General features: G+C 41.8%; 6 protein-coding genes. 5 read left to right on the top strand and 1 reads right to left on the bottom strand.

The features are described 5' to 3' along the window. Window positions 1-6: 6 nt before the first annotated feature. Window positions 7-624: a Holliday junction branch migration protein RuvA gene (gene ruvA / locus HMPREF9420_RS11140; protein ID WP_007135806.1), complete on the bottom strand. Its 618-nt coding sequence runs from the start codon at window positions 622-624 to the stop codon at window positions 7-9. Window positions 625-1,629: 1,005 nt separating this feature from the next. Between ruvA and HMPREF9420_RS11130 the strand changes: the two genes are divergently transcribed. The 5 genes from HMPREF9420_RS11130 (at window position 1,630) to HMPREF9420_RS11110 (ending at window position 12,446) form a co-directional block, all read left to right on the top strand. Then, window positions 1,630-2,694: a glycoside hydrolase family 43 protein gene (locus HMPREF9420_RS11130; protein WP_007135804.1), complete on the top strand. Its 1,065-nt coding sequence runs from the start codon at window positions 1,630-1,632 to the stop codon at window positions 2,692-2,694. Between the two features lie 17 nt (window positions 2,695-2,711). Continuing rightward, complete coding sequence (locus HMPREF9420_RS12925) at window positions 2,712-5,771, top strand: hypothetical protein (protein ID WP_007135803.1); 3,060 nt, start codon at window positions 2,712-2,714, stop codon at window positions 5,769-5,771. Window positions 5,772-5,996: 225 nt separating this feature from the next. Continuing rightward, window positions 5,997-8,504 (top strand): DUF2339 domain-containing protein, encoded by a 2,508-nt coding sequence (locus HMPREF9420_RS11120; protein ID WP_007135801.1) that lies wholly within the window; start codon window positions 5,997-5,999, stop codon window positions 8,502-8,504. Window positions 8,505-9,233: 729 nt separating this feature from the next. After that, window positions 9,234-9,635 carry an FMN-binding protein gene (locus HMPREF9420_RS11115; protein WP_007135800.1) on the top strand — a complete coding sequence of 134 codons (402 nt, stop codon included), beginning with the start codon at window positions 9,234-9,236 and terminating at the stop codon, window positions 9,633-9,635. Window positions 9,636-9,737: 102 nt separating this feature from the next. After that, window positions 9,738-12,446 (top strand): SusC/RagA family TonB-linked outer membrane protein, encoded by a 2,709-nt coding sequence (locus HMPREF9420_RS11110; RefSeq protein WP_007135799.1) that lies wholly within the window; start codon window positions 9,738-9,740, stop codon window positions 12,444-12,446. The last annotated feature ends 1 nt before the right edge of the window (window position 12,447 follow it).

Raw genomic sequence — 12,447 nt, 5'->3', positions numbered from 1 at the left:
TTTGTGCTACTTTAATAGTTTAAGGGCCTCTTTAACCACTTGTTCTACGGGGAGATTTGCCTGCTTTTGCAAGATAGAAACGACCACTTTTGCAATGGGAGCTGGCGAGAAACCAAGCATGGTTAAAGCCGCAACAGCCTCTTCTTTCACGGCATTATTCAACGTGCTTTCAGCCTTTTCACCGCCCACATGCAGTTCATTTGCAATACCACTTGCCATGATTTTATCGCGCAAATCAACGATGATTCGTTGTGCCGTTTTAAGCCCAATGCCCTTCACTGTCTTTATCATTCGCTCATCACCATTGGCAATTGCGTTGCAAAGTTCAGTCGGATTCATCGACGAAAGCATCATACGTGCGGTATTAGCACCCACACCCGACACCGTAATCAGCAAGCGATAGAGTTCTCGTTCCTGCTTATTCACAAAGCCAAACAACGTGAAACTATCATCTCTTCCGCCTGTAGTCAGCGCCTCATGTACGTAGAGTTTCACCTCCTTTTTGCCTTGAATGCCACTATAAGTAGTTAGTGAAATGTTGAGTGCATAGCCCACTCCAGCCGCTTCAACGACTGCCAACGCCGGTGTAAGTTCGGCAAGTTGTCCCTTAATATATTCTATCATTGCGTTTAATTTTCCTGTATTTATATTCTAAAAACGCGTACGCGCGCGTTATATTGTATTGAAAACATAATCTCATCAGACTGAAAAGTCAACACCAATGGTCTGCATTACCACGATAACAAGCTATAGGAAACGCCACATCGGTCCTCAAAACAGACTATTGTTTCAACCCATAAACTTAAAAATGCGCTCTCCATTTCGTGGCAAACCATGTAAATATAAACGATTGTTTTTAACACTTTAGAAATGCTTCTATTAGGCATGAGTAAGATAAATTATTTCCGTTTTTCTACAAAAAGCAACGAAAGTCAACCGCATTTAGAGCTCATCGCGATGCAAAATGATTGAAATCACACAGCCAAACAAGTCAAATTAGCCCACAAAATGAATGAGATTAAGTGATAATTTAAGTCATTTCGCTGCACTTTTTCACATGATTTTTGCGTATTATTAGATGCACTTTTTGTAATGACTTGAAGGTCAAGAGAATACAACACAGCAGAAAATGACAGGAAATTCACATGCAACCATCTCATGCTTTGAATTTAATGGTTATTTTATCTCTATCGTAAAGATAAATGATTGAAATTAACATTTCATACGCAGTGGTTGAAACAATAACATAAGCAGATTCTTTCTATCTAAGAATAAACGTCGGCTTATCAGCCAACAACAATGCAAATAAGGTAGAAAATCACTCAAAACTGAACACTAAAAATAATAATGCACAAGACGAAAAAACTTGATTCATCATGGGCTATTCATCAAAACACGTACTCATTTCAAGCTGTTTTATTGTTAATTTACACTAAAAGATTTCACGAATAATAACATTTTTCTAAACTTTTTCTATCTTTACAACGCAAAACTTTCCCCATCATGGGTTTCATTCTGTGACAAAGCGATATGCAAAGTCGCGGAACACGATTCACAAAGTCTGAAAGATGATGAGCAAAATGCTATGATAGCATATCCAGAAAACAATCTAAACCAATAGAAATATATATGATTAACCTAAGCAAGAAATTAAAGTTTGCGTTACTTTCACTATTTGTTTTGCCCACCATGGCACAGGTAGAACAAGTTAAAAACCCTTATGGCTACCTCTATTGCCACATGAGTCGTAAAGGAGAATGGACGGCTTTTGCGCTCAGTAGAGATGGACAGAACTGGCATGACCTTAATAATGGTAACGAGGTTTATAACACAAAACAACTTTCTCAGATAGAAGGTGGCGCGCGAGATGCCTATATTGCACGCGCGGCAGACGGCAAAGGGTTCGTTATGGTCACTACAGACATGTGCCAACAAAAGAGTCATCAATGGTCGAACTATGGCATAAACCTCCTTCATTCGAATGATCTTATCCACTGGGATGGCGTCACTTTTGACTTCAGAAAGGGTCAAAGCATCTTCTCAGATAAGTCATCTCCCGATGTATATAAAGACTATTCAGCCATTCATCGCGTGTGGGCTCCCCAGGTGATTTGGGACAAATCATATCGTTGGCCCAATGGAAACAAAGGCGGATATTTTATTTATTACTCGCTGCTTAATGGCAAAGAAGACAAATACGACCGTGTTTTCTACTCGTATGCCGACCGAACTTTCACCCACATCACTAAGCCACGAGTGCTCTTTGACTGGGGATATGCAACCATAGATGCCGACATTGTGTGGGTGGATGCAGACAAAAGTTGGCACATGATGATAAAGAAAGAAGGTGGAAAACGAGGCATCTTTACGACCAAATCAAAAGAACTGACGGGACCATGGCCTGCTCCCAACGAGACAGACTATGTGAGTTTTGAAGGCAACAAGCAATGCGAAGGCGCGTCGGCCTTTAGGATTTGGGGCGAGAAAGGCTGGAGAGTAGGTTATGTTGAGTACTCTTCTTGGCCAACGAAATACCGCATTTGTCAAGCCGATGAAAGGCTACAGAATTTCCATTCTCCCACAGATATCAAAGGTGTTGCAGACCCTCAACATGGTTCTTTCCTTGCACTTACGAAGAAAGAATACCTGAATTTAGAGAACTATTGGAACAAACAAGATGATAAAAAAAAATAATTAACGGCGAAGACTCCATGAACACACTTACCAAGAAAAATCGAAAATGGATGGCTGTTGCGGCATTTCTCATGCTCGCTCACCACGGATTAGCGGCTAACGAGATTGTTGAAACGCCACAAGTAAAAGGAAAAATAACCGTCAACAAGGCACAAGACTATGTTATTACCGATAAAATCCCATTTACAAATGAGGGTTCTGTTGACATAGAAAACACTGAACATGCCGCAGTTATCCTTCGAGAAATTAAGCCATCACGCGTACTTAAGGACTGGATTTCACATATAACCATAAAAGGAAGTGCGGCAGCTGATGGGCAAAACTGCCAGGTTAAGATGTATGGAAGAGGCTCAATCATCTTGCCTTATGACAAGGAAATACGTCCTCTAATGTGTTATTCGGGTCGGAATTTCAACGGTAAATCATGCAATGATTACACTGAAGGACACAACGGAGAAGGCTTTATGAAGTCGCTAACGGAAGGCACTTTGAACAACAAAATCATGTCATTCAAGCTGAAAAGAGGCTATATGGTGACGTTCGCTTTGGGTGTAGAAGGTTGGGGATATAGCCGTTGTTTCATTGCCGATAAAGAGGATTTGGAAATGAATCTGCCTGAAAACATGGCCTCAAAGGTTTCTTCTTATCGACTCTTTAAGTGGCAAGATGCGAAGAAAGGCAATGCAGCCAGCACGGAATATAAATATCTTGACTTAGTAAACGCTACCTCAGGATTTGGTTGGAACGAGGGACATAACTTGCTTCCTGACATGGAATGTGTTCCCAATCATATCTATGAAGGCTATCCCAGCATATCAACAATTGGCAAAGTGAGCTGGGCTTGCCATAGCAAGAACAACAATGAACCCGGTAATCCGTCTGATGATCATCCGCAAGATGTAGCAACCGTACTCGCAAACTGGCAGGAAGTGATGCGCACGGGATTGCGTCTTTGCTCAGAATCTTCACATGATGGTTCGATGAATCATTTGCAAGCCTTCCTTGATTCGATAGATGCCAGAGGGTGGAGATGCGATATTATTGACCTACATTGTTATTGGAATCAAGGCCAATTCAATAATCTCACGAACATAAGCAACCGATATGGCAAGCGACCTATATGGATTTCGGAATGGGTTTGGGGTGCATGGTGGAGCGGACAAGGCATATTTCACCTTGTCAAAGATGCCAATGATTTCTCTCAGCGGGCTCAAAAGGCACTCTATGATGGTACGCGTCCCATCCTGGAAAAGCTGAATTCGAATCCTATTGTGGAGCGATACTACTATTGGGATAGCGAGAAACGCACGAGTCTTTGGTCGAGAAATGAAGCCGATACATTGTCGATGTTAGGTAAATACTATGCAAACATGGACGAACCCCTGGCATTTAATCGCAAGAATGAATACATTCCAAAGGTGGTTTACCGTCCTGCAACAGACTTTAACGCCTCACTTTTAAATGAAACTAATGAGGTAAAACTGACTTGGAACGACCCCAATGGCGACATGGTAGATTCAGTTGTCGTGCTGTGTCAGCGTCCGGGAGAAGAAGAATATCGTCATATCGCTAATATTTCTCTGCGTGATGCAAATTCAGTTTATGGCAGTTCGTATTCTTATATAGATGAAGCGCCTAACGGAACAAACAAATATCGCATTGCAATTTACCCTGTTGGGAAGAGTGAACCATGTCTAAATGAGCCTCAAACGATACTTATTGTTTCAAAGAAAGCCATTTGGAAAGATGTTACATCCAATTATGTTGTGAATGCAAACTTTGATGATGAGCAGGAATTTTCAGTCAGTTTGCCAACTGGAACGGATAAACATCAAGCCATAAATGGCTGGAAAACCACGAACAATAGTAACCTTGGATGCAGTGGAGTGTTTGGAATTGCAAGCGGACAAGAGTTAAACAAAAAGCAAGTTCCATTGACTAATGCCGACAACACCAATGTAGGTGGAGCCTTAGGCATTAGTCAAGGTTGGAACACGCCAGCCTGTTATACGCAAAAAATCAAGCTTCCGGCAGGCACATATCGCTTTTCTTATGCCGTATTTAATGCAGGAAATGCGACTGAAACAAGTAATCTTTGCGGCTATAAAATAGGTTCTCATGCCTTTGTTTATAGTGATTACACTTCGTTAGAAGCAGGGAAATGGAACGTGATTAACTTTATTCCAGTTACCCTAATGAAAGAAACAACCGTAACTTTATCCTTAGGTTTCATTGCAGGAAATACCACCTCAACAAACAATCCCTATTATTTCTACGATTATTTTAAAGTGGAACAAGCAGATCTTAGCAAGGTAGATGATGCAGGATATGAGGCAGTTTACAGTGATGTTACAGAGAAATTCATGCATAATCCAGGGTTCGATATTGAGCAAGATTTCCAAAACCATGACGTCAGCAATGGTGCTTCAAATCATTATATGGCTACAAACTGGACAACAGATAACCATGCTGATTATGGTTCGAGTGCTGTTTTTAGCTTTAAAAACCCTAAAAAGCTCAATAAAATAACATCCCCTGACAACAACACTTACGGCGAAACATCAGGCGGTTGCTTAGGAATTGTTCAGGGATGGGGAGCAGAAGCCTGCTACAAACAGAGCATTCAACTACCTAAAGGGACTTATCGCATCAGCTATTCTGTATACAATGCAGCTAATGATGAGACTGAAATTGCAAGCCGATGTGGCTATAAAATACAAGATAATCCCTTTGTTTATGACACTCAAAATCGGTTTAACGTGGGGACATGGACAGAGAGATTACTCCCCGAATTCACGATTAACGAGTCCACTCCTATCACGATTTCATTAGGTTATAAGGCTGCAAACACAACATCAGATAAGCATCCTTTCCTCTTCTTTGACTATGTAATGATAGAGCAAATTGGGGATAAAAAGACCCTTGGTCTACATAAAATAAGATACAATTCCTCACAAAAAGGCATGGGTACTGCCACAATCTATAGCACCGAGGGGGTTAAACGTCCTACCCTGCAGCGTGGATTGAACATCATAAAATATGCAGATGGAAGTACACAAAAGGTCATACGTAAATAACATAACATATTAACTACACACCTAATAACAACTATAACAATCATGATTAAAAAGAAATAACATAATTTTTTCATTGAATAGCCTCTCCGAAAAACAAGTTTGGAGAGGCTTTTTTATATCACTTCATTTGATATTTTCATACTAAATTCATAAACATTAACATGGAAGGAGGGGAAATTCCATAGGAGAATGATTATCTTTACCAACGAAACAACAAACAAATAGATGAATTTTGACATAATCATTGTATTGCCTTTGCTTGCTGTAATCGGCTTTGCACTACTCACACTCATTATCCTTCAGCGACTCTCGGATATCAACAAGTCACTCGATGCTATTCAATCGGAGTTGTCTACACTAAAGAACGCTGCTTTCAAATCCGTTGAAACTGATGATAAAGTGGCGGAAGAAACGACTGCAAAGGTGGTAGAAACCGATGCAAATACACCTTCTGCACAATCCGTTTCGCCTATAACCGCGACAGAAGAAAAGGGCAACGAGCCACACGAAGCTGTCAAAACAGCCACTATTGAGCAACGCATTGAACAGCCACCAACCATCGCTGTTGCCGTGAAAACTACTGAAACTGAAAATCAGAAGCCTGCAAAAGAAAAACAAACCATTGCAAACGAAGAGGTAGCTACTACGCAAAGCAAACCTTCTTCCATTGCAATCACCACTTCAAATAAGCCACACACCGACCCTATTGCTGTCCAAACAACCACCGACAAGACTGCAAAAACGACTCCAATCCAACCTGCTCACACCACGGCGCAGGCTCCGTCATCCGATGATTCAAAGGTGATGACGACGAATTTTGAACGATTCATCGGCGAAAATCTATTCGGAAAGATTGGTATTCTCGTCTTTATTCTCGGCATAGCCTACTTTGTTAAGTATGCCATTGACCAGAACTGGATCAATGAAGTGGCTCGCACCATCTTGGGATTTGGCGTGGGTATTGCCATGCTTGGCGTGGCTCAATGGATTCACAAACGCTATTACACGCTGAGTTCACTGCTCGCCGGTGGCGCCTTTGCAGTGTTCTATCTCACGGTTTCCATTGCTTTCCACTACTATCAGCTGTTCTCTCAGACCGCAGCTTTCGTCATTTTGTGCTTCACAACGATATTTATGGCGGCGGTTTCCATACGCTATAATCGCCTCGAATTAGCCGTAACAGCCCTCATCGGAGGCTTTATTGCACCCTTTATCATTAGTTCTGACACCGGAAACATCATTGTTTTACAAACCTATCTCAGCATTCTTAACCTCGGAATGTTTGTACTTGCCCTATATAAAAAATGGGGATTACTGCCTATTGTGGCTTTTGTCTTCACCTATTTCATCCTCCTGCAGACGGTCATAGAAAGCGATTTATTCCCTACTCCCCCACATCTCTTCTCCATTTTATTAGGCTTTGCCACCCTATTCTTCTTCATTTTCTTGATTCCTGTGCGCCTCATCATGCAATCAACTTACGGCGGAGGCATCAGAAAAGGGCTCTTGTCGGTCATCACATTGAATGGTTTTGCCTATCTACTTTATGGTGGTTACCTCATCGAGGAGATTGCATTTGGAAGTAAAGAAACCGGATATTTGTCGTTCTTCATTGCGATTGTATATCTTGTTTTCTATCTCTTCTTGCGCTTTCGCATATCAGGTCACGACACATTACGCAACTTTATGCTCGCCCTTACGATAGCTTTTGCATCGATAGGTGTGCCATTATTGTTCAATAGTTCAGCCATTCTCATCACTTGGTCCACTGAATCCGTATTGCTGTTATGGCTCTTTACGAAAGAGAAATCAGTCATTTATGAATGCACTGCAGCAGTATTAGCCGCTCTTTCCTTTATTCTTTGCTTGACATTGGGAGTATTTCAAGACTCAGATCATGGGATTTTTGCTTTTAAGATGTTTCTGAACAGCCACTTCCTATCGTTATTTACGTTTGCAGTTTGCTCGTTCTTAGCTGCTATCATCATGCAACGCAACCGACGACTCTTTAGCAAAGGCCGCCGTCTGCTACGCTTTACACCATGCAATGTCATTGCCTATGCGATAGGTTTCTTCTTCGTTTATATCGCGTTCTCTGATGAATTTACAGCCAATTTGAATGAATTTACAGCCAATGCTGCCAGTGCGCTGACGATAACCACCATGCTTTTGGTCGGCACTTTGTTGCTGCATCGCCGATTCAAAGTTAGAAAATATAAGCTGGCCTATGTCATTTTGCTCTGCGCCATCACCTTTATCTATATGCTAAATATATGGAGTGGTGATGCATTCCGCCTGCCATCGGTCTTGGCTTTGCAATGGATTTCAACGCTAACTGTCGTAATATTGATGGCTTATGTCATTCAGAAAATGGCATCATTACAATGGGAAAATCATCTCACTCGCTCTGTCTTTGCAGCCCTTTCAACTCTCGTGTGGCTCACAGGTGCCCGACTTCTGCTGCTCACTTTCTACAATCCGAGCTTCGATGCAGGCTTCTCCCTCTCGTTGGGACTGGCTGCTTTCATCCTCATGGTTATTGGAATGCGTAGCAAGAGCAAGGAGGTGAGAATGGTAAGTTTGGCTGAATTCGGCATCGTTTTAGGCAAATTAATCCTTATCGACGTGTGGTCGATGGCAGCACTTGGCAAGATTGTGGTCTTCATCAGCCTCGGTTTGCTGTTGCTAATGCTTTCTTTCCTCTATCAAAAACTTAAAGATGTGCTCTTCTAAGCGAGCAAACCATGCTGCATTGGGCAATAAGACGCCAGGTGCATGAAAGCTTATGGGGCTGAAAAGGGCATAAAATGTCATGGTTTTCAGCCTTCAAAGGAGGTGGAAGTTCACAGCATTAGCAGGCTGATGCTGTAAAGATTGTATCCCAATATTTAACACTTCGCCAACCCATCATCTACAGAATAAAACGACAAAAAACAGGGATAAAATCGCGCTCCACCTCACTTTTTCATAAAAAATGAGCCTCTTTGTTGTGCAAAATGACGCAAATCACACGCCAATTTGCCTGAGATGAGTCGATGAAACGATAGAGATGACAGCATAAAACGACTGAAATAGCATCATCTTCTCACATGTCATGACCTCGTCTTTCGATTGATTTCTCACAACTACCTAATATATAATAGGTTATGAAATGATGAAAAACGGCGTGTTTTCAGACAGAAAGTATCGAGCGTTCTAAATTCGTTGGTTGTGCAAAAGCATTTGTAAATAATCGCGATAACTTTTAACACACTTTGCACTATGCCTGTATTTGCATAGAAGTTAGGGGGAATTCGTCACCATAAAGTCATCTTTTTGTCGCATAATTTCATATAAATCAGCCCCTGTTTACACCGTCGAAGTAGCGCCAAAAACACAAATTCTTCACGCAAAGTCTTTCACTTTTCATTTTAATTTGCTAACTTTGCAGCCCTATTATTAGTTTATTTAAGGACAAAAACAATGAAAAAGAGAATGAATGGGCTATTGACAGCCATCACCATTTGTGCGATGGTAGCCATCATGATGAGTGCTATGCCAAGCGAAAACATCATGACAAAGGATAACGATACGACGGTAATCAACACAGAATTACTAAGTAAGAATGTCAAAGGATTTAAGGGAACAACCCCTGTTAAGATATTCATTGTGAAGAATAAGATTGCGAAAATCGAAACACTTCCTAATCATGAAACGCCTAAATTCTTTGATAAGGCGAAGGCTTTATTGTCAGAATTTACTGGGAAAAGCGTTTCAAAGGCTGCCAAAATGGATGTAGACGGCGTTAGTGGAGCTACATATTCATCGAAAGCCTTAAAGAAAAATGTGGCTCTTGGCTTAGCCTATTACAACAAGAATAAATGATATTGAGCCATAAAAGCTCAAAAAAAATAAAAGGAGAAGTGTGGAACTTCTCCTTTTTTTATTATATTTGCACTATAAACATGAATAAGATTACGCCCTAAAATGAAACTTCTGTATCCGCTCATTGCATCGTTCTTGCTAATAGCCTCACCCACTTGGGCTTATAAGAAGAAAAAACTGGCAGACTCGATCGACATAAAACGCCTCGTGCCTAACACCACAAAAGGGCCCATAGACATCATTACTGCCCGACAAATCAATAAAAGTTTGGTCACAAACGTATTGAATGCACTCAATGGTCAGGCTGCAGGCGTGAGCATTTCTTCAGGAGAAAACCGCATGGCTCAACTCAATAGTGTGCGCGTAAGAGGTACAACTTCGCTCACAGGAGGCAATGATCCACTCGTCATTATCGATGGAGTTTATAGCGATTTAGCCACACTTTCCATGGTATATCCAGCCGATATAGAGCGCTTTGTGATTCTAAAGAATGCCACAGAGACGGCAAAATATGGTGCAAAGGGAGCCGCGGGAGTCATTCAGGTGACTACGAAAAAGGGCTATGGCAACCTGTTTCACATCAGTTATGACGGCAATATAGGGTTTGAAACGAAGTATAATAAGTTGAAAATGCTATCAGCTCACGACTATATTCGTACGGCAAAACAACTTGGTTTCAGTGTGGTTGACGGCGGATATGATTCTAATTTTCAAGACGCTATTACGAGAACAGGCTTCGTTCAGAAGCATCACATCGCCTTTAGTGGTGGTACAAACGACGGAAACTATCGCGCTTCGGTGGGTGTAATGCAGCATGAGATGGTGGTAAAGATTACAGAAAGGCGTAACTTTACAGCCAAATTTGACCTCATACAACGTGCTTTCGACAAGTTGTTAGAAATTGATTTTGGCGTGTTTGGTGCGACACAACACAACAAATACATTGCCGATGAACAGAAACTCTTTTATGGTGCTGCCACACAAAACCCCACTTTCCCTGAAGGAATGAATGCACAGGGCGGATGGGATCGCAATGGTAGTGCGAGTCAGATAGCCTCTCCACTGGCTGAAATGAGGAAGAAAGACCACGAACAGAACATGATTTTCAACACCCATTTGGGTCTAAACTTCAAACTTTCTCCGTCACTTCATCTGCTCTTATTTGGCAGTTATAGTTATAATTCGCTTGAAAATGCATCGTATTTCCCTACTTGGGTATGGGCACAAGGACAGGCTTTTCGCGGTGAACACAAGAGTGAAGAGTGGCTCGGTAATGCCACTTTAGAGTATAATCAACAATGGGGTGTGCACAAACTCAAGGCAAGTGGTATGATGGAATACCAGAAAAGTCAGCGCAAAGGCTTTTGGACAACAGTGAAAGGCTTTACAACTAATGACATCGGATATAACAATTTAGCCGCTGGTTCGCTTCGTCCTTATGGGGGAACTGGCTCAGAATATAGTGATCCCGCACTTGTTTCTGTGATGGGAAGTGTGGGATATTCGCTGATGAATCGTTATCTTTTAGACCTCAATCTGCGTGCAGATGGCAGTAGTTTATTTGGGAAAAACAACAAATGGGGCTTCTTTCCATCAGTTGCAACGGCTTGGATTGTAAGCCAAGAACCCTTTTTCAAGCCACTCACCAATGTCGTTAATCTTTGGAAAGTGCGTGTGGGCTATGGACAAAGTGGTAACCAAGGTGGCATCGACTCCTATTATTCAATGGCTCTTTTGCGTCCAACGGGAGTGATCAGCTTTAGAGATTCGCCAACAACTACATTCGGAGAATTCCGCAATACGAATCCAAACTTAAAGTGGGAAACGCGTAGTACATTTAACATTGGTACGGATTTATCTCTACTTAACAATCGAATCGTCTTCACTGCCGAGTACTATTACAGCATGATTACCAACATGTTATACCTCTATGACGTGCCAGTTCCTCCCTTCACCTTTAATAAATTCCTGGCCAATCTCGGTAAGATGAGCAACAGCGGAGTTGAGTTTGGTCTTGGCATTACACCCATATCGCGGAAAGATATGGAACTAAACATCAACATGAATGTCGCCATTCAGAAGAACAAACTGATATCTCTCTCGGGCGAATATAATGGTAATCACCTCACCGCTGCAGACGTTTTAGGCATCGGACAGCTTAATGGTGCGGGCTTTCATGGCGGTAATAACAACATCGTTTATCAGGTAGTTGGGCAGCCACTTGGGGTATTTTATCTCCCGCATTGCACGGGATTGCACGTTAACGACAATGGAAGTTACAGCTACACGATTGCCGATTTAGACCATAATGGGGCTGTAAACTTGGAGGATGGAGGCGACCGTTACATTGCAGGACAAGCCACTCCGAAATGGACTTTGGGTTCAAACATCGGCTTCCGATATAAAGATTTCGATGTCACTCTACAGATAAATGGAGCCTTTGGGCATAAGATCTATAATGCAACCAGCCTTACTTACATGAACATGTCAAGCTTTCCAGACTATAATGTGCTTGCCAAAGCGCCAAAGATGAATATCAAAGACCAGATTGCTACAGACTATTGGCTCGAACGCGGAGACTATATTAACTTCGATTATCTAACGATTGGTTGGAACATTCCTATCAAGTCACACTATATAAGCGCCCTACGTGTGTCGTGTTCTGTAAATAACTTGGCCACAATTACAGGCTATAGTGGACAAACTCCAATGTTAAACAGCACCATCGTTAATAACACTTTAGGAATTGACGACAAGCGAACCTATCCGCCGTTCCGTGCATATTCTCTCGGCATAAACATTCAATTTTAGT

The organism is Segatella salivae DSM 15606 (assembly GCF_000185845.1).
GTDB classification, from domain to species: Bacteria; Bacteroidota; Bacteroidia; order Bacteroidales; family Bacteroidaceae; genus Prevotella; species Prevotella salivae.
Note: the sequence above shows the minus strand (reverse complement) of the source record. Positions and strands in the feature narration are given on the sequence as shown.

What these genes read in the sequence shown, in the direction of transcription:
- HMPREF9420_RS12925 (WP_007135803.1), top strand. Translation starts at nt 2,712, where the DNA reads ATGAACACACTTACCAAGAAAAATCGAAAATGGATGGCTGTTGCGGCA.
- HMPREF9420_RS11110 (WP_007135799.1), top strand. Translation starts at nt 9,738, where the DNA reads ATGAAACTTCTGTATCCGCTCATTGCATCGTTCTTGCTAATAGCCTCA.
- HMPREF9420_RS11130 (WP_007135804.1), top strand. Translation starts at nt 1,630, where the DNA reads ATGATTAACCTAAGCAAGAAATTAAAGTTTGCGTTACTTTCACTATTT.
- HMPREF9420_RS11120 (WP_007135801.1), top strand. Translation starts at nt 5,997, where the DNA reads ATGAATTTTGACATAATCATTGTATTGCCTTTGCTTGCTGTAATCGGC.
- HMPREF9420_RS11115 (WP_007135800.1), top strand. Translation starts at nt 9,234, where the DNA reads ATGAAAAAGAGAATGAATGGGCTATTGACAGCCATCACCATTTGTGCG.
- ruvA (WP_007135806.1), bottom strand. Translation starts at nt 624, where the DNA reads ATGATAGAATATATTAAGGGACAACTTGCCGAACTTACACCGGCGTTG.